This window comes from Streptomyces sp. NPDC059166, assembly GCF_042755185.1.
Classification (GTDB): domain Bacteria; phylum Actinomycetota; class Actinomycetes; order Streptomycetales; family Streptomycetaceae; genus Streptomyces.
The window spans coordinates 65,340-84,737 of the sequence record NZ_JBHZCI010000003.1 but is presented as its reverse complement, the minus strand read 5'-3'; the positions used below and the strand labels follow the sequence as shown (position 1 = coordinate 84,737).

General features: G+C 70.5%; 15 protein-coding genes. 5 read left to right on the top strand and 10 right to left on the bottom strand.

The annotated features are described in order from the left end of the window. Nucleotides 1–177 precede the first annotated feature (177 nt). From ACFXOA_RS03115 to ACFXOA_RS03105, 3 genes are all read left to right on the top strand, one after another. Nucleotides 178–585 carry a YciI family protein gene (locus ACFXOA_RS03115; RefSeq protein WP_362548690.1) on the top strand — a complete coding sequence of 136 codons (408 nt, stop codon included), beginning with the start codon at nt 178–180 and terminating at the stop codon, nt 583–585. 8 nt (nt 586–593) lie between these two features. Next, nucleotides 594–1,739 carry an RNA polymerase sigma factor gene (locus ACFXOA_RS03110; protein WP_385021602.1) on the top strand — a complete coding sequence of 382 codons (1,146 nt, stop codon included), beginning with the start codon at nt 594–596 and terminating at the stop codon, nt 1,737–1,739. Nucleotides 1,740–2,022: 283 nt separating this feature from the next. Further along, nucleotides 2,023–2,502 (top strand): phospholipase, encoded by a 480-nt coding sequence (locus ACFXOA_RS03105; RefSeq protein WP_385021599.1) that lies wholly within the window; start codon nt 2,023–2,025, stop codon nt 2,500–2,502. A gap of 146 nt (nt 2,503–2,648) precedes the next feature. On the opposite strand, the gene ACFXOA_RS03100 is transcribed toward ACFXOA_RS03105, so the two are convergent. Next, nucleotides 2,649–3,734: a S1 family peptidase gene (locus ACFXOA_RS03100; RefSeq protein ID WP_385021596.1), complete on the bottom strand. Its 1,086-nt coding sequence runs from the start codon at nt 3,732–3,734 to the stop codon at nt 2,649–2,651. Between the two features lie 438 nt (nt 3,735–4,172). Here ACFXOA_RS03100 and ACFXOA_RS03095 point away from each other — a divergent pair, with 438 nt between their 5' ends. Beyond that, nucleotides 4,173–5,057 (top strand): alpha/beta fold hydrolase, encoded by an 885-nt coding sequence (locus tag ACFXOA_RS03095; protein WP_385021593.1) that lies wholly within the window; start codon nt 4,173–4,175, stop codon nt 5,055–5,057. A 97-nt stretch (nt 5,058–5,154) separates the two neighbouring features. On the opposite strand, the gene ACFXOA_RS03090 is transcribed toward ACFXOA_RS03095, so the two are convergent. The 5 genes from ACFXOA_RS03090 to fxsA all read right to left on the bottom strand — a co-directional run bounded on the left by ACFXOA_RS03090 (nt 5,155) and on the right by fxsA (nt 14,187). Continuing rightward, nucleotides 5,155–6,069 (bottom strand): class I SAM-dependent methyltransferase, encoded by a 915-nt coding sequence (locus ACFXOA_RS03090; protein WP_385021591.1) that lies wholly within the window; start codon nt 6,067–6,069, stop codon nt 5,155–5,157. Nucleotides 6,070–6,244: 175 nt separating this feature from the next. After that, on the bottom strand, nt 6,245–10,180 hold the full coding sequence (fxsT, locus tag ACFXOA_RS03085; RefSeq protein ID WP_385021588.1) for an FxSxx-COOH system tetratricopeptide repeat protein: 3,936 nt from the start codon (nt 10,178–10,180) through the stop codon (nt 6,245–6,247). Next, nucleotides 10,177–11,478 (bottom strand): FxsC protein, encoded by a 1,302-nt coding sequence (gene fsxC / locus ACFXOA_RS03080; protein ID WP_385021585.1) that lies wholly within the window; start codon nt 11,476–11,478, stop codon nt 10,177–10,179. The genes fxsT and fsxC overlap by 4 nt, the downstream gene beginning before the upstream one ends. A 151-nt stretch (nt 11,479–11,629) precedes the next feature. After that, a complete protein-coding gene (gene fxsBH, locus ACFXOA_RS03075) occupies nt 11,630–13,909 on the bottom strand; it encodes a radical SAM/SPASM protein FxsBH, inactivated beta-hydroxylase extension form (RefSeq protein ID WP_385021583.1) in 2,280 nt (759 codons plus the stop codon). Between the two features lie 113 nt (nt 13,910–14,022). Next, the gene (gene fxsA, locus ACFXOA_RS03070) at nt 14,023–14,187 is read right to left on the bottom strand and encodes an FxSxx-COOH cyclophane-containing RiPP peptide (protein WP_385021580.1); all 165 of its coding nucleotides are present in this window, start codon (nt 14,185–14,187) and stop codon (nt 14,023–14,025) included. A 211-nt stretch (nt 14,188–14,398) separates the two neighbouring features. Here fxsA and ACFXOA_RS03065 point away from each other — a divergent pair, with 211 nt between their 5' ends. Beyond that, nucleotides 14,399–15,328, top strand: coding sequence for a DUF4231 domain-containing protein (locus ACFXOA_RS03065; protein ID WP_385021577.1), 930 nt, complete (start codon nt 14,399–14,401; stop codon nt 15,326–15,328). 86 nt (nt 15,329–15,414) lie between these two features. Here ACFXOA_RS03065 and ACFXOA_RS03060 read toward each other — a convergent pair whose 3' ends face one another. The 4 genes from ACFXOA_RS03060 to ACFXOA_RS03045 all read right to left on the bottom strand — a co-directional run bounded on the left by ACFXOA_RS03060 (nt 15,415) and on the right by ACFXOA_RS03045 (nt 19,395). Then, on the bottom strand, nt 15,415–15,894 hold the full coding sequence (locus ACFXOA_RS03060; protein WP_385021574.1) for a hypothetical protein: 480 nt from the start codon (nt 15,892–15,894) through the stop codon (nt 15,415–15,417). A 187-nt stretch (nt 15,895–16,081) separates the two neighbouring features. Continuing rightward, nucleotides 16,082–16,984 carry a S1 family peptidase gene (locus ACFXOA_RS03055; RefSeq protein WP_385021571.1) on the bottom strand — a complete coding sequence of 301 codons (903 nt, stop codon included), beginning with the start codon at nt 16,982–16,984 and terminating at the stop codon, nt 16,082–16,084. A gap of 280 nt (nt 16,985–17,264) precedes the next feature. Further along, nucleotides 17,265–18,071, bottom strand: coding sequence for a DUF1684 domain-containing protein (locus tag ACFXOA_RS03050; RefSeq protein ID WP_385021568.1), 807 nt, complete (start codon nt 18,069–18,071; stop codon nt 17,265–17,267). A 4-nt stretch (nt 18,072–18,075) separates the two neighbouring features. Next, complete coding sequence (locus ACFXOA_RS03045) at nt 18,076–19,395, bottom strand: NtaA/DmoA family FMN-dependent monooxygenase (RefSeq protein ID WP_385022086.1); 1,320 nt, start codon at nt 19,393–19,395, stop codon at nt 18,076–18,078. Nucleotides 19,396–19,398 lie beyond the last annotated feature (3 nt).

The following is a 19,398-nucleotide window of genomic DNA, read 5'->3' as shown; positions in this document are numbered from 1 at the left end:
CCACCATAAACCAAGTTTCGAACGTTCGTACGATAACCGGACGCGCGGTATCCGGCACCCGCGCGTCCGGAGCCCGGTCCGAAAAAAATGCCGGGCAGCGATGTCGAGAACCCGGGACCGGCTCCGTCCCCGCAGTGAAGGCGACCACAATGGGTCGCACCGGCAAGGAGGAACACCATGGCCAAGTACCTGCTTCTCAAGCACTACCGCGGCGCCCCGGCCCCGGCCAACGACGTACCGATGGAGAAGTGGACGCCCCAGGAGATCTCGGCGCACATGCAGTACATGCAGGACTTCGCCACCCGGCTCGAAGGGACCGGCGAGTACGTCGACGGCCAGGCCCTGGCACCCACCGGCACGTTCGTCCGGTACGACGGCGAGGGACGCCCGCCGGTCACCGACGGCCCGTTCGCCGAGACCAAGGACCTCATCGCCGGCTGGATGGTGATCGACGTCGACACCTACGAGCGCGCCGTCGAACTGGCCGGAGAGCTGTCGGCCGCCCCCGGGGCCGGCGGGGAGCCGATCCACGAGTGGCTGGAGCTGCGCCCGTTCCTGACCGAGCTGCCCACCGTCACGGAGTGATCCCACCCATGGATGAGGCACTGCTGCGCAGCCTCACCCCCGGTGTGCTCGCGATCCTCGTCCGCCGCGGAGCCGACTTCGCGGCGGCCGAGGACGCCGTGCAGGACGCACTGGTCCAGGCGGTCCGCGTCTGGCCGGCCGACCCTCCGCGGGACGCGAAGGGCTGGCTGGTCACCGTGGCCTGGCACCGGTTCCTCGACGGGGCCCGGGCGGACGCCTCCCGACGCCGCCGCGAGGACCTCGTCGACGGGGAACCGGCCCCTGGGCCCGCGCCCGGGGTCGACGACACACTCCAGCTCTACTTCCTCTGCGCCCACCCCTCACTCACCCCGGCGTCCGCCGTCGCGCTCACCCTGCGCGCCGTCGGCGGTCTCACCACACGCCAGATCGCCGATGCCTACCTGGTGCCCGAGGCCACCATGGCGCAGCGCATCAGCCGGGCGAAGCGCACCGTGTCCGGCGTGCGGTTCACCCGGCCCGGCGACGTCGCCACCGTGCTGCGCGTCCTCTACCTGGTCTTCAACGAGGGCTACTCCGGCGACATCGACCTCGCCGGAGAGGCCATCCGCCTCACCCGCCGCCTCGCGGCCGCCGTCGACCACCCCGAGGCGGCGGGACTGCTGGCCCTCATGCTGCTCCACCACGCCCGGCGCGGAGCCAGGACGGCGTCCGACGGCAGCCTCGTCCCGCTCGCCGAGCAGGACCGCGGCCGCTGGGACACCGCCCTGATCACCGAGGGCGTCGGTATCCTCCAGGCGGCCCTCGCCCTCGACCGGCTGGGCGAGTTCCAGGCCCAGGCCGCCATCGCGGCACTCCACGCCGACGCGCCCACCGCCGAGGAGACCGACTGGGTACAGATCGTCGAGTGGTACGACGAACTCACACGCCTGACCGACAGCCCGGTCGTCCGGCTGAACCGCGCGGTCGCCGTCGGGGAGGCCGACGGACCACGCGCCGGTCTGGCGGCACTCGCGGAGCTCGACGCCTCCCTGCCCCGCCACACCGCGGTGGCGGCCTACCTCCACGAGCGCGACGGCGACACGACTACGGCCGCACGGCTGTACGCCGAGGCCGCCCGCGCGGCACCCAACCTCGCGGAACGCGACCACCTGACCCGCCAGGCAGCCCGGCTCAACACCCGGCGGCACCCCTGACGTACCCCACCGCCGGAATCCTTCCGCCGCCTGAGGTCCGAGGTGCGCCCCGGCCGTAGCGCTCACCCATGCCGAGCACCGCGACCGGGGCGCTTCCCCACGCCCTGATCCGCCACGAGGGCGGGCGCCCCTGCCGGCGCGCCCGAGGCACGGTCGAACTCCTGGTGACCAGTGAGCGAAGCCACTAGGCATGGCAGGTGCATGACGGCATGCTGGAGCGGCCTCGCGTGACCCGCGAGGAGCACGGCCGGCACAACCCCCTCATAATCACCGGAGGTTGCTCATGCGTCGCAGATTCGCCGTCCCGCTCGCCGCAGTCGCGGCGTCGCTCCCCCTCGCCCTCCTCCCCGCCTCGTCCGCCTCGGCAGCTCCCTCGGACAAGCCGCAGGTCCTCAGCTCCTGGACCCAGACGAGCGCCTCCAGTTACAACGCGTGGAAGGCCGCACGGGGCAACCAGGGCGCCTGGACCGCGTACGGCTTCAACTGGTCGACCGACTACTGCAGCACCTCCCCCGACAACCCCTTCGGCTTCCCTTTCCAGACGGCCTGCGCCCGCCATGACTTCGGCTACCGCAACTACAAGGCGGCCGGCGGCTTCGACGCGAACAAGTCGCGCATCGACTCCGCCTTCTACGCGGACCTCAAGCGCGTCTGCGCCGCCTACACAGGCGCCAAACTGACCTCGTGCAACAGCACGGCATGGACCTACTACCACGCGGTCGACATCTTCGGTGTCGCCCCGGCCCGCACCGGCACGGCCTGACCTGACCGCACCGCCCGGCTCCGCGCCGCACCGTCCAGGCGTCCCGGCGACCACCCGGAGAACCTGCCGCCGGGACGGACGAAGGGTCCGCCCCCCTCAGTGGGGAGCGGACCCTCGATCACCGCCTGTCGCGGACCGGGCCGGCGTCAGCCGATCTCGGCGCCGTACGCCGCCAGTGCCTCCGGCACCGGCTGGAAGAACGTCTCACCGCCCGAGGAGCAGTCACCGCTGCCGCCCGAGGTCAGACCGAGCGCGGTGCTGCCCGAGAAGAGCGCGCCGCCGCTGTCGCCGGGCTCGGCGCAGACCGTGGTCTGGATGAGGCCGTTGACGATGTCGCCGTTGCCGTAGTTGACCGTGGCGTCCAGGGCGGTGACCTCACCGTCGTGGACCTGGGTGGTGGAACCGCTGCGGGTCACCGTCATACCGACGGTGGCGTCGCCGGCCTGGGTGATGGCCTGGGTGGAGCCGTCGTAGAGGTCCACCTCGCTCGGGTGCGCCACGTCCGAGGTGTACTTGACCAGGCCGTAGTCGTTGTCCGGGAAGCTGGAGCCCTCGTTCGCCCCGATCTCCGCACCGCCCTGCGTCTCGGACCAGCTGGTGATCGACTCGGTGCAGTGCCCTGCTGTCAGGAAGTACGGTTCGCCGTCCTTGACGACGTTGAAGCCGAGCGAGCACCGGCCACCGTTGCCCCAGATGGCGTCGCCACCCGCGATCAGCGGCTTGAACTCCCCCTTGGACTTACGGAGTTCCGCCTTGGAACCGAGCCCGTCGACCACCTTGCCGAGCTTGTCCCAGGCCGCGCCGTCGACCGTGCGGTCCGCCGTGACGACGACCTTGTTGCTGACCGGGTCGACGGCCCAGGAGGTACCGGGAAGGGCGGCCTTGTCGGCGAGGGTCTGCCGGGCGCCGGTGAGGTCGGCCAGTGTGTGCTGGACGAGTCTGGCCTTGCCGCCGGCCTGGCGGACCCTCTCGGCCGCCGCCTCGTCCACGACGTTGACGACGAGGTTCTTCGCCCGGGCGTCGTAGTACGAACCCGCCGTGTCACCTCCCAGAGCCTTGTCCAGGGTGGCGGCGAGACTTCCCGCCGAGTGGGCGGTGAGGGTCTTGGCCGTGAACTGGGGTACGTCGTCACTGGCGTTCGCGGTCTGGAACGTCACTCCCGCTGCGACCAGGGCGAGGACGGCCGATCCGGCCATCGCCACACGCTTCCTGGGTATGCGTCGGTGCTTCAACTTCGACCTCCTGTGGGGGCCGTGCACGGACAAGTGGGGTGTCCGGGACACGGAGGATGGGGCGCCCACTATTCCGATGGGGGCGATAGCACACAAGGTCGACTTCCGGACGCACACACGACGGCGACGGTTCACCCCCGCGGCGTTCACAAGCCACGAGGTCCACCAGGTCGGTCCCGATCGCGAACACCCGCGGCGACGGGGTGTCAGCGGCGGGTGAGGACCGGTCCTGTCCTGAAACAGCGCCTGGAGTCCGGATGCAGCGCGGAGCGTTCCTGAAGCCGAACACCACCGCGTGCTCCCGGACATCGCGAACACCACCGGCGCGTCCCGACAGGTGCTGCCAATGTCACGACGGATAGGTCATCATCTAACTGACATGTCATTACGGGCAGTTGACGCCCGGATCGAGCGGGGTGACCGAGCGGAGGGGGAAGCGTGCGAAGTCGGGTGCGCGTGGCGGACGGACGCCATCTGATGGTCGAGCGTCAAGGAGACCCCCGGGGCAGACCGGTGTTCCTCCTGCACGGAATGCCCGGCAGCCGGCTCGGGCCCGCCCCGCGCGGCATGGTGCTCTACCAGCGCAAGACACAGCTGATCACCTACGACCGGCCGGGCTACGGCGGCTCGGACCGGCTGCCGGGCCGCCGGGTGCGTGACGTCGTCGACGACGTACGCGCGATCGCGGACTCCATGGGCCTGGAGCGCTTCGCCGTCGTCGGCCGTTCGGGCGGAGCCCCGCACGCGCTGGCCTGCGCGGCGCTGATGCCCGACCGGGTCACCCGGACCGCCGCCCTGGTCAGCCTGGCCCCCTGGGACGCCGAGGGGCTGGACTGGTTCGAGGGGATGGCGGCGTCCAACATCCTCGCGTACTCGACCGCGGCAGCCGACCCCGAAGGGCTCGCGGAGTCCTTCATCAGCCGGTCCGCGGTGATCCGGGAGGACCCCTTCCAGTTGCTGGACGACCTGCGGCGCGAGTTGACGGACTCCGACCGGGTCGTCGTCAACGACGCCGGGATCCGCACGATGCTGCTCGAGAACTACCGCGAGGGCCTGCGTACGTCGGCGTACGGATGGATCGACGACGCGATGGCCTTCTGCCGGCCATGGGGGTTCGACCTCGCCGACATCCAAGGGCCCGTGATGCTGTGGCACGGGGAGAGGGACGTCTTCTCCCCCGTCGGCCACTCCCGTTGGCTGGCCGGACAGATCCCGGGGGTCACCACCGTGCTGGAACCCGCGGCGGCGCACTTCGACGCACTGTCGGTGCTCCCCTCGGTGCTCAACTGGCTGCTGGACGAAGGGGAGACGGCGCTCCGCTGACCGCGGTGGGACACCGGCCGGGGACACCGGTGCCGGGGGCCCACCGGCTCACCCGCCACTGCCGGTCGGCCCGCCTCACACCTGTTCTGCCCCGGCCTCAATCGGCCCGGAGGAAGCCCGAGGTCGCGACCCGTCCCACGAGGGTGAAACGGGTACTGCCCTCCAGATGCTTCTCCAACGCGGCCTCGACACCGGGCCAGCTCGCGTCGGTGTAGTCGTCGAGGACGACGACCCCGCCACTCGCCACCAGCGTCTCGGCCCATTCGAGGTCCTTGCGCACACCCTCCTCGGAGTGGTCGCCGTCGATGACGACGACGCCGTACTCGCGGTCGGAGACCGCGGCGCGGACCTCGGAGTCGTCGGAGAAACCACGCCGCAGCCTGATCCTCGCCTCGGGCAGGCCGGACAGCCCGAGGTTGGCGCGCACGACGTTCTCGCTGATCGGGGTGCCGGACGGGTCGGCCCCGAGCACGTGTCCCGGCTGCAGCTGTACCTCGGCCAGCGGATCGACGATCGTCAGATGGGGTGCGTAGCCCGCGCTGACGAGCTGCCTCACCAGGCCCGCCGCGAAGAGCCCGTGCAGGGTGCCTATCTCCAGCACGTCGCCGTTCGGCGGCTTCAGCAGCGGGATGGCGGACAGCTTGCCGAGGACGTTCATCGTCCCGCCGGCGACCCGCCCCGAGCCGAGTGCCTCGAGCACGACGAGAGTCCGGTACGCCAGGTGGACATGGCGTTCGGCCGCGTCGACGCCCGTGGCCTCACGCACCTCCCCCGCCAGTCCTCCCACCTGCGTCCGGGTCGGCGTACGGTGGCTGCCCCGTCCGGACCGCCCGAGCAGCAGTTCGACCGCGTAGTTGTTCACCGTGGCCTTGTCGAGTTGCCGCTGCGCCTGCTCCAGGCGCCGTGTCAGCTCGGCGTTCTCGACTCCGGCGATCCGCTTGATGCGACGGTCGAGCGCCGTGACGACCAGACGCATGGCCCGCTTGACGGGCGGGGACGTGAACAAGGACATCGCGCACCTTCCGAAAGGGTGGAGCGTTCAGAGATGCGGTGACGTTAGTGGCGCCCGGCACCACCGGGGCGACCGCCGGACATTCCCCCGCCGACCGGGAGATGAACGGCACGAGTACGGCACGAAGGCCCCCCGGGGACCACGCGGCACCGGGCCGCCGCGTGGTCCCCGGGTCTCACACCGACATCGGTTCCAGCTCCCGCCGGAACCTTCGCTCGTCCCGCGCTATCCGGGTGAGCGGGTGGTCGTCGCCCAGCTGCCGGGCCAGTTCCTCGCCCGTCTCCATCCGCACCCTCAGTGCCTCGTCACCGCGGCCCAGCGCGTCGAGCGTGACCGCGATGTTCGAGGTCATGGCCAGTGTCTCCGGGTGGTGTGCCCCGAGAACCTCCCTGAGCTGCCCGGCCACCCGCCGCTCCGTCTCCAGCACGGTGTCGAAGCTGCCCCGGTCCGCGGTGGCGCTGGCCAGGTTCATCACCGAGAACAGGGTGTTCGGGTGCTCCGGTCCGAACACCTCCCGCATCAGGGCGGCCACGCGTTCCAGCAGCCGCTCCGCCTCCTGCGGGGCCCCGGCACCCGAGAGGTAGACCCCGAGGTTGTTCTGCGCGGCCAGGGTGTACGGATGCCGCTCCCCCGGCACCTTCATGTACTGGTCGACCACCTCCTGCGCGGCGTCCCTGGCCTCGACGGCCTCCCCCGCGGCGAACAGGTCGGCCGCCATGTTGAGGTCACAGGCCAGCGAGTCGGGGTTGGCCGAGGTGTACTTGGCCCGGTACCGGGCCCTGGTGGCCACCGTCAGCCTCCGGGCGTCCTCCAGCTGACCGGCCCTGCGCAGCGACACCGCCAGGCTCTTGGCGGCACTGAGCGTGGTCGGGTAGGTCCGGCCGAGGGTGGCCTTGTACGCGTCGTACGTCCGGCTCAGCAGTCCCACCGAGTCCTCGTACCGCCCCACCTCGCGCAGGTCGCGGGCCAGCGACATCGCGGAGGACAGGCTGTACGGGTGCTCGGGACCCAGGACCTCGGACCGCAGGTCGTACACGTCCTGGTCGATCTCCCTGGCACGCGCGTACTGCCCGACGCTCCGCAGGTTCAGCGCCAGGTTGTTGGCCGCGGCGAGCGTCCGGGGGTGCCGGTCGTGGAAGATCTGGCTGAACCCCTCGTGCGCCGCCTTCGCCAGCTCGATCGCCTTGGTGTAGTCCCCGAGCAGTCCCAGGTCGATCGCCAGACTGCTGGTGGTCATGTACGTGTGCGGGTGCTCCGGGCCCAGCACCTCGCGCTGCCTGCCGAGCGTCACCTCGTCGAGCTCCTTGGCCTCGACGTACCGGCCGCGGGTGCGCAGGATGTTGGAGAGGTGGAAGCAGAGGTAGAGGTACTGGAGGTCCTGGTTGCCCAGCATCTCCCGCCAGGAGTCGCGGAGTTCGTCACCGAGACGGCCCGCCGTACGGACGTCCCCGCGCTTCCACAGGTAGCGCACACGGTCGATCAGCAGCCGGCGGGTCTCGGGCTCGCTGCAGTCACGCGCACCCGACGGCCCGAGGTGGGGCCAGATGGTGTTGAAGCGCGGCCACGTCTCCGGGTTGTCGATCGGCTCGTCGTCGTCGGGCCGCGCGCCCGCCAGGATGCGGTGGACGACGTGCCGGGCCTCCTTCTGCTCCTCCGGACTCAGCTGGGCCCTGATCACCGCCTGCACCAGACGGTGCACCTGGATGGAGTTCGACACCTGGTCGACCTTGGCGAGGGCGAAGCGGCCGATCTCCCGGATGACCCGTCCCAGGACCAGCTTCTCCTGGAGCGAGGCGTCGTAGGGCTTCAGCGCCTCGATCATCTCCTTGCTGTAGAGGAGGTTGGCGGAGATCGGCTCGGGCGCGAAGAACGCGCAGAGCTGGAGCAGCCGCACCGCGGCGGGCGAGCGCTCCTTGAGGCGTTCGATGGAGATGTTCCAGGTCGCGGCGACCGGCTGCGGGTAACCCGCCGGCTGGTTCAGGGCGAGGACCTGGGGTGCCTGCCGGGCGAGCTGTTCGAGGTAGGCGTCGATGGGGGTGGCGGTCTCCGCGATCCACGCCGCCGCCTGTTCGACGGCGAGCGGCAGGTCTCCGACGGCGGTGGCGACCTGGGCGGCGTCGTCGTCGCTCAGCCCCGGTGCCCGGCGCTGGAGGTGCTCGATCGACTCCTCCCGCAGGAAGACGTCGACGGGCAGCGCGTCGCCGTGCTGGGACCATGCCTGGTTCCTGGACGTGACGAGGATGTGCCCCGAGCCGCCCTGCGGGAAGTAGCGGCGCAGGCGCTCCGGGTCGTCGGCGTTGTCGAACACCAGCAGCCAGCGCTCGGAGGGGACGCCTCGCCGCAGCAGGTCCACGGCCTCCTGCGAGGCGGCCGCCATGTCGTCGCCGCCCTGGGCCCCGAGCCGTACGGCGAGTTCGGCGAGGCTCGCCACGACGTCGTCGACCTGTTCGGAGGATATCCACCACACCAGGTCGTAGTCGGCCATGAAGCGGTGCACGTACTCCAGGGCGACCTGGGTCTTGCCGACCCCGCCGAGCCCGTACAGGGCCTGAGGCTGCGGGAGTACGACGGCCATGCCGCCGCCGAGCTGGTCGCGCATCCGCTCCAGGACCAGGGAGCGGCCGGTGAAGCCCGGGTTGCGGGGAGGCGCGTTCCAGATCCTGGGCACGGTGCCCGGGAAGCGGGGCCCGGGCGACACCGCGTCGCCGAGCTGGACCGGGCGTTCCAGGGCGCGCATCAGGGCGGTCGTGGCGTGCACCTCGTCCAGCCGGAACAGGTCGACCGGGTTGCGGTCGATGTACGGCGCGGAGAGCCGGACGTCGCTGACCCTGAGGGGCAGCAGCTGCCTCCGGCCGCCCCCTGGGTCCTCGGACACCGCGTTCTGCCACAGCTCCACGGCGCGCTGGGACTTGAGGTAGGCGCTGGAGAGCAGGACGACGGTGCGGGCGCCGGTCTCGGCGGCGATGTGCGCGGGGTCCGTGTGGCCGGGGTCGGCGGAGACGTCACGCGGGACCACCCGGAACCCCGCGCGGGTCAGGACCGACTCGACCCAGTCGGCCCACATGCGGTTCTCCGCCACGTAGCTGAGGAAGAGATCGGCGGGCAGCGCGGGCCTGCGCCGGGTGAAGGCGTCACGGATGCGCAGCCGTACCTCCTCGCCCACCGGGGGCATCGAGGTGACCTCCTGCTGCGTGACGACGGCGGTGAGGCGCTCGAACGCCGACAGGAGGGAGTTGCTGAGCCCCGCCTCGTCACCGAAGGTGGCCAGCGTCTCCTCGTAGGCGTAGTAGGGCCGGTAGGGGATCTCCACCGCGCCCCAGTAGGCGGTGAGTTCGTCGCCGGAGAGATCCCGGGGCAGCCGGTCGAACTTCAGCCTGGCCAGCGCGCGGCCCGCGTCCGCCTTCTCCTTCTCACCCTCGTCGATCCGCATGGGGACGGGGAAGATGGAGATGGGCCGTCCGGTGTAGCGCTCGGCGATCTGGCGCGCCACGGAGGCGGCCCCGTCGATGGACTGGTCGCTGAGGGTGAAGCAGTCGACGAGCACGTCGGGGAGGTGGACGGTGCAGATGTCGGCGATGTCGCTGAGCCCCGTACGGCTGTCGATGAGTACGTAGTCGTAGTTGGCCTTCATGTCGTCGCGCAGCGCGTCGAAGAAGTGGCCGCCGCCGAGCCGGTCGTAGAAGTTGTCCCAGTCGAAGGTGGACACGGTCGCGGAGTACTCGCGGTTCTGCCTCCCCGCGGAGACGAAGTCGAGCGTCCCGCCCCGCGGGAACTCCCAGCCGAGCGTCTCGGGGTTGAGCGAGACGGCGTGGGGCTGGATGCGGGCGTAGTCCCGGTGCCAGTCGTCGGCGCGCTGGGCGGGGTTGGTCGCGGCCCAGGCGTACTCGGTGATCAGGTCGATCACCCCGGTGGTGGCACCGAGGGTCGAGGGGTCGAGGAAGGGGTGGAAGAAGCGGTGCAGCCCCGGGGCTTCCAGGTCCCAGTCGATCGCCAGTACCCGTTTGCCGTTGGCGGCGAGGATCCAGGCGGTGTTGGCCAGGGCCATGGTGCGCCCCGTACCGCCCTTGTACGAGTAGAAAGTGACGACGCGCCCGTCACGACCGGTTGTCATACGTCCTCCGCATCCGTCGCAAGGTCGTGCATGTCGGGTATGAACCGGGTACTGCCCATGGGCCCCATCAGTCGCGTCCGTTCGCTGTGCCGTCCGCCGGCCGGCGGATAGACCGTGGCATGCCTCAGGTACTGCTGAGCGGCGGCCTCGACCACCTGGGGAAGGATCTGGCCGAAGGCCTCCATACTGGGTACCCCCTTGGCCGCGGCACGGCAGAAGGCCCGCCCCTGCCGCATCTTGACCGGCATGGTCTGCTCGAGCATCTCGGTCAGTTCCGCTTCCGCCGCTCTGCTCTGGTGGTCCTCCCGGCACCAGGGGACGACCATCGTCACCCAGGGCCGGTTCTCCGCGTCGAAGGCGGCGAGTCTTCGTCTCAGGTCCTCGTCGCGCAGGGCCCACCGGTCGAGCAGGAGGATCTCCGGCGCGCTGGGGGACTGCTTGCCGTCCCGCTGCCCGGCGTCGTCGTCGAACGGAGCGACGAATGCCTGGTAGTTGAGGGATCGCACCAGTTCCTCGGCGACATAGGCCAGGGGCCGGGCGGCTGCCGGGTGGTAGGGGTTCCACTCCTGCGGATTGTCGCCGTAGTACTCCGGGGCACGCCCCTCCGGCAGATCGTGGAGGGTGGGCGCGGCAATGGTGATCCGCATGGGCCTGGGTGCGCCGGACCTGCTGCCCGGTGCGCCGAAGGCGCTGGGGACGAGCCGGAAGTCGAGCGGTCTGCCGGAGCCGATCCGGACGCTGTCGGCGACGTGCACGATCCGTTTGGCGAGTTGGTAGACGGCTTGCTCGTAGTCCTGGGCGAACAGGGTGAGTTTGATCAGCCCGTAGAGCCCGTCGCTGACGTATCTGTCGCCGAAGTCCCGGTGGTTGAACTGCAGCCGCTCGGCCGGTCCCGGGAGCTGGCTGGCCGGTACGGGCACCCAGAGCGCCGGGACGATCGCCTCGGCCGGCTGGTTCGACCGTGCCCTGTGGTGGATCGCCCGCTGCTCGAAGGCGTACCACTCCTTGCCGCACATCTCGCTGGCGAAATAACGCGGCGAGAACAGCGGGACGAAGACACGGCAGTTGGCCAGCACATTCCCCAGCCGCTCGGACCAGCCTTCGCCGGAGCGTATCTCCCGGTCCATGAATCCCGCCCGGGAACCCGCGGGAAGGTTGGTCATGGCCATCACATGGCCACAGAGATCTTGGAATAGCCGTTCGACCCACATGTCCGGGTCCGACCCGTCTCCGTACCCCGGCGTATGCGCGTAGCTCAGGAAAAAGTACGGCCGATGGTCCGCTCGCTCTTGCGTCATGCGTGCACACGACCCCCGTCCTGTGTGAGCACCCGCATCCCAGGGACTGGTGAGGGGGTGCGAGCGAATTCATCATTCCGGAGCGGACCGTGCTCCACCCCCATGGCGTTCGGTCATTCAACGCCGCTTTTCAGTCATCCCTACCCGTGATTCATCGAGCGAGTTCCCGATCGACCGCATTCACGAAGTCGTTCATCCCACTTGCCCCATGTGCACCCCTCGCCTCGTCACGGAGCGACTTCAGCAGCCGCATTCCTCCGACGGTCGGTTCTGCCGCACCGTCCATCATCTCGAGCGCCTCGGGGACACCCTCCAGAAGTCCGGGCACGAGGTAGGAAAGTCCCACGCGTTCATGGGTCTCGGCAAGAAGGCCGGAAAAGGGGACCTTCCTGTTCCGTTCCCAGGGGAGCCGGTATTCCCAGGCACCGTCCATGGCGTAGAGGTCCGTGACGTCCAGAAGGGCCCGCAGTCCCGCGTGCCGGAGACCGCGCAGCAGCCGTACGGCCAGCTCTTGGCGGTCATGGGTCATGACGATGCCCAGGGTTCCGTAGCCGTGCGGACGGCCGGTTGCGCGCCCCGCGACGAGCGGGGTGAGTGTGGACAGGCTCTCCGCGGCGTCCGCGGCAGGCCCGGGCGCCGCCTCCCCGAGCAGCTCCCACGCGTCGCCGACCGCCTCGGCCCAGGCCTTCGCCCCTGCACCGCTCAGCCGGGGCGCCGCCGGGGCCCGGAAGCAGTCCCGGTACGGATCGAGGTCGTCCAGGGCGAACGACGGCGCGCTCCCCGGGGTGAAGTACCGCACCGGGAGCCAGTCCGGGGAGTCTTCGGCTCCCCCCACGACACGGTGTTCGCCGCCGCCCTCCCGCCGGACGACGAATCCGTCCTCGACGGCCCTGACCCGGACGCGGCCGGCCTCGCCGGCGCCCGCGACCCGCACCTCGCCCAGCGTGGGCAGGAAGAGCCTGCCGTCCCGGTAGTCCGCCGGCACAGGAAGGTCCAGACCGGACCGCACGGCGGCGCCGGCCACGTAGGCGGGCAGTCTCAGCGCCTGGCCGACAGCCTCGGGCCGTTCGGCGTGCAGCCCCTCGAGGACGTCCAGCAGCCAGGTACGCGTGTACGGGTGAGCGAGGACGCGATCCAGCCCGGCCGCACCGTCGTCCGAGGCCTCGAGGGCCCCGGCGAGCTCCCATGCCTCGTCCCAGCGGGCGCCGCCCCGGCCGTCCAGGGCCTCATGGAGGGCGGCGAGGAGCGTGCGGGTCAGGTCGTGCTGCTCCGCGACCAGTTCATGCCGGTCGGTGAGTGCCGGGGACACGTTGTCCGCCCGGGTGCGCGCCTCGATCCCCCGCACCAGCGCTTCGAGGTCGGCACAGTAGACGGACGGGTTGTCGAACCCCGCCTCCGATCGGTACCGGTGGGTGTAGAGCCCACCGCCGCAGGACCGTACGACGGGGCACCGCCGGCAGATCTCGCTGACGCCTCGCAGTCCGAGCTGCCGGGCCCGCACCCCCGGGTGGGCGGCCACCTCGTCGAAGCTGTGCGAGAAGACGTCGAAGCCGGTGGCCGCCGCCCCTTCGTAGGCGCTCTTGAGCGAGTCGACCTGTTCGAGCTGTCCGTCCGTCTCGACGACCACGAGGTCGGTGGGAGCCAGCCCGAGGGACTCGGTGAGGCTGGGACCGCCGTTCAGCGTGGAGAGCACGGAGGAGAACAGGCGCACCGGGACGCGGCCGCCCGCCTCCTGCCAGCGGTCGAAGACCGCGAGGAGCCATGCGGCGTACGCGGTGGGTGAGCCGTCGGGGCGGGGCGGGGGCTCGTCCCAGGTGGCGTGGGGAAGGAGGAAGTCGATGAGCGGGGGTTCGAGCGCGAGGAGCGCGTCGAGCACCGCGTGCGGATCGTTCTCGATGTCGACGGTGCACAGCAGCCCGAGATCGAGGTGGCGATAGCGGTCCTGCCTGAGCAGTTCCACGGCCTTGAGTACGAGGGGGTGGCTGCTGCGGCCGTCGGCGAAGCGCCTGTGGCGGTCGTTGGCCGCCCGGTCACCGTCGAGGGAGATACCCACCTTGACGCCGAACTCGTCGAAGAGGTCGAGGTACCGGGGGCTCAGCTGCAGGCCGTTGGTATGGATCCGGAGATCGAGCTCCGCGGTCCCCGCGAGGGCCGAGCCGAACTCCTCGCAGACCCGCCGCAGACGGCGTGGACCCGCGAGCAGAGGCTCCCCTCCGTGCAGGATCACTGACACGGAGGGCAGTGCATGTGTCTTTGCGTGCTCAGCGAGGCGCTGCGCGGTCTTGGCGATGACGTGGTCAGAAACCGTCTTGGGCCGGGTTCTCCAGCTCTGATCCGCGTGTTCGTAGACATAGCAATGATCGCAGGCGAGGTCACACCTGCTGTGAACCTTGAGAACGATTTCGCGGAACGGGACCGCGGGGCCTGTCATTCCACCACTCTAGTCCAGCTCGGCGGCCGATACGGCCGACTGCCGCGGCTTTCGATCGCTCGAAAGAGTGGAATTCCAGGGGCATATGCTGACCCGCAAACCCGGACCTGTTGTCAGAGCGCGGAGTTGAAAGTGGAGATCTGCGTCGACCGACCGCCTGCGGTGGCGAGCACCCTGCCCATCTTCCTTGCTGCAGCACTGCCGGATGCTTCGATCTTCGCAAGCGGCACACGACGCTTCGCGACAGCGAAGTTCGGGGTGGATTCGTAGGTCTTCACGGCCGTCCTTGATGGGCTCGTTCCGGACACGGAAACAGCACCGGCACCTGCACCATTGCAGTGTCCGGCGGCACGACTTTACCCTCATGGACCTGGTGTGCAACTCGACTCGGAGCTCTGTGACTCGAGTGATGTGCGCGACTGCTCCGAATGGTCGAGAACTCGGACATTCGACAGCCGGACGACCACGAGATCGAATACGGGGGCGATCATGACGGCGATTCCAGGGCCGCTGCAGAGCATGGTCTTCAGGAGCTCCGACCTGCCCGCCCTCTTCCATCACACCGACGCCGTGGCCGTCAGCCGCCGGCGCGAGGCGGTCAACACCACCCGCGGGCAGCTGGCCCTGCTGGTCCTGGGCACCCTGCCGGCCGCCCTCCCCTGGCACGCCGAGGTCGGGCCGGGGGTCCGGCTCCTCGACGGTGCGGCGGTTCTGGCGTACCTCGGTGTCCTGATCGCGACCTTCCTGGGATCTCGGCGCAAAGCGAAGTCGCATTGGCAACTCAACCGCTCCGCAGCGGAGTTCATCAAATCGAACTGCTGGCGCTACGCCGTCCACGGTTCCCCCTTCGACTCCTCCGTGCAGCACCCGGAAGCCCTGTTCGCCAACAGGCTGGAGGAAGGGCTCCAGGAGCTGCGGAAGGTCGGGTGGGAGGACCCGCGGGAGAGCGTGAAGGACGTCGGTGACGGTCTCATCACCTCGTCCATGCGGGAGTTACGGGAGAAGGCGTTCACCGTACGCAAGGAGACGTACGTCCGGGACCGGCTGATCGAGCAGCGGCGCTGGTACCGCCGACGCCGGCTGGAGTCGCGGCGCGGGGCCGTGGTCTGGTCGGGCACCGTCGTGGTGCTGACCCTCCCGGCGCTGGTGCTGGCACTCTTCCAGACCTTCGGGAGCGCCGGCTCGTTCGGGCTCACGGGTACCTGCTCCGCCGCCGCGGCCGCCTGTCTGGCGTGGAACGAGACACGCCGTCATCATCCGCTGCTCACCGCGCACTCCCTGGTCGAGGACGACCTGGAGAGCATGCAGGCCGCGATGGAGACCACACTCACCGAGCGGCAGTGGGCGGTGGCCGTCTTCGAGACCGAGCGGATCGTGTCCCCGGAGCACACCGACTGGCTGGTGCGCCACCGGATGTGACCGGCGGCCCCTCCGGGAACGCCGGGCCCCGGGACCAAGCCCCCGGATCTCTCCGCCCGCGGCCCCGTGAGGTGTGACGCGCCCCCTCAGGCCCGCTCCACACCGTCCCGCCAGATGACGGTGACCGGCCGGCCGAGACTGCGGGCGTACGTGACGATGTCCCCGGTCCCGCCGAGTCCACGCGCGGGACGGCCGTCCCACACGGCGACCAGCCGGTCGCAGTGGTCCGCGATGTAGGTGCCTGCGGCGTAGTAGGCCTCGTCGGTGGAGTGCGGGAAGTCGAGCCTGATCTCGCGCACGGCCCTCGCCTTGAGGGCGTGGTAGCGCTGGAGGTCCTCCGCGTCGTCGAAGCCGGACTCGTAGTCCCCGCTGGGGATGACCACCGTCAGCTCCGCGCCGTGGGCGAGCGCGACGTCCGCGAAGAGCTGGTCGGCTCCGACCGCGAGGCTGGAGAGCGCTTCCAGGCTGCCCTCGTGCCCGCACAGTGCGGCCCTCAGCCCTTCCTGTACGAGCGCGTGGAGTTCCGGGGGGATGGAGCGGTGACCGGTCACACCGATGCGTTTCACGGACCTGGAACCCCCTGGTGTCTGCGGGGGCTCACAGAGGGCGTCCCTCCGTACGGGCACAGCGTCCGCCCCCCGTGGTGCCTCTGCGACCGGCCGTCCTGGCATCTTCTCAAAACAGGTGGGGCGAAAGGGAGCCCCCGCCGGCGATCGGCGGGGGCTCACAGGAGCGCGGTGGTGGCCGAACGGGTCAGAACACGCTGACGCCGTACGCGCTGAGCGCTTCGGTGACCGGCTGGAAGAACGTCGTCCCGCCGGACGAGCAGTCGCCGCTGCCGCCCGAGGTGAGCCCGATCGCCCGTGTACCGGAGTAGAGCGGCCCTCCGGAGTCTCCGGGCTCGGCGCACACATTGGTGCGGATCATGCCGTAGACGACTTCCCCGCCACCGTAGTTGACCGTTGCGTTGAGGCCCGTGACGGAGCCGCTGTGGATTCCCGTGGTGGATCCCCGGCGGGTGACCGACATCCCGACGGTCGCGTTGGCGGCGCTGGTGATGTCCTGGCTGCCGACCGTCCCGGACTTGGCGACCGAGGAATTGGTGTAGCGGACGATGCCGTAGTCGTTGGTCGGGAAACTGGAGCCCGCGGTCGTGCCGAGGACGGTGGTGTGACCGGAGTTGGACCACCAGGTCCCGGCTCCGTCGGTGCAGTGACCGGCCGTCAGGAAGTAGTAGGTGCTTCCGCTGCGGACGTTGAAGCCGAGCGAACAGCGCCAGCTGGAGGCGTAGATCGCGTCGCCGCCCGAGATCAGCTTGCTGAACGTTCCCGGGGTGCGTTCGATTCGCAGTGCCCCGGCGTTGGCTCCGGCGGACTTCTTGATCGTGTCGATCTCGGCCTGGGTCACGGTGCTGTCCGCCGTGACGACGAGCCTCCCGGTCGACGGTTCGACGTTCCAGGCGGTGCCCGCGACGTCGGCGGCGAGCACGGCTTCCCCTGCCGCGCTGAGCTGGTCGGCGCTGTAGGTTCCGGACTGACTGGCGTTGGCGGCGGGCACCGCGAGTGCGGCGAGGGCCACGAGGCCGGTGGTGACGGCGGTGATCCGGCGGCGTCTTCCTGCGGTGCCGGTGCGGGGGGTGGTGCGCTTGATCCTCACTTCTCGTTCCTCCCGAGGGGAATCGGGGGCCCGCCTGTGGGGTGGCAGGGCCCGTGAGGCGCGGTCATGGGGCACGTGGGCGTCCGGGAGTGGCCGGCGTTCCGGATGCCCCGCGCTGCTGACGGGCGCTGCTCGGGAGTATCGGGGGGCATCCTCGTCCCCCGCAAGGGAGCGTTTTCGGCCGCGGACGGGCACACCGCGTGGTGCTCCGTCGGCCTTCCCGCCCACGGGGGCAGGAAGGGGCGTGGCGCGGCCGGGCACTTGCCGGGGGTGGGACGGATCAGCCGTCGATCCGGTTCCGCTCGCCGGCCGGGACGGCTGTGGTGAGCGTGTTGCCCGGCGGCGGGAAGGGGCAGATGAAGTGATCGGCGAAGGCGCACGGAGGCAGTAGGGCGCGGTTGAAGTCGACCCGGACCCTGCCCTCCCCGTCCGGTGCGGCGGGCCGCAGGAAGCGGAAGCGGTAACTGCTGTTCCCGCTGGTGGCGTCGGCGAAGACGGCCCAGAGCGACCCGTCGGGTTCGACCGCGGCCTGGAGGGTGTGCTCGGTGCCGTCCACGCTGAAGGCGATCTCGCCGGAGAGGCCCAGCCCCCGCTCGCGGCCGTCGGCGTTCTCGACGCGGATGTTCCGGTCCGAGCCGTAGGGGCGGTAGACGCCGTCCAGGGACCACCGGGGGTCGTACGGGGTGGCGTCGATGGTCCGGAAGGCGTGCCGGGCCGGCGACTGCGGGTCGAAGTCCCGTACCGCCCAGAGCCCTTCCCGGCTGAGCACGACGAGCCGGCGCTCGCCCTGCGCGACGCGGGAGGTGTCGATGGGGCCGTGGTCGGCTCCGAGGCGGATCTCGCCCGTCAGCGGCTCGGAGTCGACGGTCAGTCCGTCCTCCGGGGACGCGGTGAGCACCACCGCGCCGTCCTCCTCACGCCAGAGCCCGGGCACGGCCGGAATTCGACCCTCCGGATGGTCGGCGAGCCAGTGCGTGCCGGTGAGGGAGAGCGGCCCGTGCGGTGCCGCGACAGCGACGATGCGTCCCTCGTGCCAGCGCTGCCAGGCGTGGAACTCCTCGCTGTCCTGCTGTGCGTCCGTGCTCATGCGGTCAACCTTTCCATACCGGCTCGGCCAGGCCGAGGTGCGACCTGAGAGTGGAGCCGGTGTATTCGGAGCGGAAGGATCCGTGTTCCTGGAGCAGCGGGACCACCCGGTCGACGAAGTCGTCCAGTCCGCCCGGGGTCAGGTGCGGTACGAGGATGAACCCGTCGGCGGCCCCGGCGGCCACGAATGCCTCCAGTTCGGATGCGACCGTGGCCGGTGAACCGATGAAGGACTGCCTGGCCGTGGTCTCGATGACCGTCTGACGGATGGAGAGCCCCTTGGCCTCCGACAGCGCCCGCCATCTCACGGCCACCGCCTGCGGGTCCGCGATCCGTACCCTGCCCTGGGCGGGGCCGGAACCGGGGTCCGGGTCGACGTCGGGGAGGGGGCCGTCGGGATCGTAGGCGGAGAGGTCGCGGCCCCAGACCTGTTCGAGAGCGAGGATCGCGCTCTGCGGGGACACCTGCCTGCGGCGGATGACCGCGGCGTTCTCCTGCGCCTCCGCGTCCGTGTCCCCGAGCACGACGGTGACGCCCGGCATGATCTTGAGGTCGTCGTGCTGCCTTCCGTGTGCCGCCAGGCGCGCCTTGACGTCGGCGTAGAAGGCCCGTCCCGCGTCCAGGGTTCCGTGGCGGGTGAAGACGACGTCGGCGGCGGACGCGGCGAACTCCCGCCCTTCGTCGGAGTCACCGGCCTGGATGACGACGGGGTGGCCCTGGGGTGAGCGGGGGACGGTGAACTCCCCGGAGATGTCGAAGTGGCGCCCCGCGTGGGTGAACGGACGCGGGATGCCGTCAGGGGTCCAGGAGTCCCACAGTTCCCGCGCCACGGCGACGAATTCGGCGGCGTGGGTGTAGGGGGTCCGTGCCGGTTGCCCGGCTCCGGGTGCCGGGTGGGGGTTCCCCCGGTCGAGATAGCCGCCCCGGCGGAAGTTCTCGCCGGTGAAGGCGTCGGACGAGGTCACCACGTTCCACGCGGCGCGGCCCTCACTGAGGTGGTCCAGTGTGGCGAGACGCCGGGCGAGCTCGTACGGCTCGTTGAAGACGGCGCTGACGGTCGCTGCGAGGCCCAGGCGTTCGGTGACACCTGCCAGTGCGCTCAGGACCGTGAGGGACTCGGGCCGGCCCACCACGTCCAGGTCGTGGATCCGGCCCTTGTGCTCGCGCAGCCGCAGACCTTCGGCGAGGAAGAAGAAGTCGAACTTCCCGCGCTCGGCGGTCCGTGCGAGGTGCTCGAAGGAGCTGAAGTCGATCTGGCTCCCGGACCGGGGATCGGCCCACACGGTGGTGTTGTTGACGCCCGGGAAGTGGGCCGCGAGGTGCATCTG

What these genes read in the sequence shown, in the direction of transcription:
- ACFXOA_RS03115 (WP_362548690.1), top strand. Translation starts at nt 178, where the DNA reads ATGGCCAAGTACCTGCTTCTCAAGCACTACCGCGGCGCCCCGGCCCCG.
- ACFXOA_RS03110 (WP_385021602.1), top strand. Translation starts at nt 594, where the DNA reads ATGGATGAGGCACTGCTGCGCAGCCTCACCCCCGGTGTGCTCGCGATC.
- ACFXOA_RS03105 (WP_385021599.1), top strand. Translation starts at nt 2,023, where the DNA reads ATGCGTCGCAGATTCGCCGTCCCGCTCGCCGCAGTCGCGGCGTCGCTC.
- ACFXOA_RS03090 (WP_385021591.1), bottom strand. Translation starts at nt 6,069, where the DNA reads ATGTCCTTGTTCACGTCCCCGCCCGTCAAGCGGGCCATGCGTCTGGTC.
- fxsT (WP_385021588.1), bottom strand. Translation starts at nt 10,180, where the DNA reads ATGACAACCGGTCGTGACGGGCGCGTCGTCACTTTCTACTCGTACAAG.
- fsxC (WP_385021585.1), bottom strand. Translation starts at nt 11,478, where the DNA reads ATGACGCAAGAGCGAGCGGACCATCGGCCGTACTTTTTCCTGAGCTAC.
- fxsBH (WP_385021583.1), bottom strand. Translation starts at nt 13,909, where the DNA reads ATGACAGGCCCCGCGGTCCCGTTCCGCGAAATCGTTCTCAAGGTTCAC.
- ACFXOA_RS03065 (WP_385021577.1), top strand. Translation starts at nt 14,399, where the DNA reads ATGACGGCGATTCCAGGGCCGCTGCAGAGCATGGTCTTCAGGAGCTCC.
- ACFXOA_RS03050 (WP_385021568.1), bottom strand. Translation starts at nt 18,071, where the DNA reads ATGAGCACGGACGCACAGCAGGACAGCGAGGAGTTCCACGCCTGGCAG.
- ACFXOA_RS03045 (WP_385022086.1), bottom strand. Translation starts at nt 19,395, where the DNA reads ATGCACCTCGCGGCCCACTTCCCGGGCGTCAACAACACCACCGTGTGG.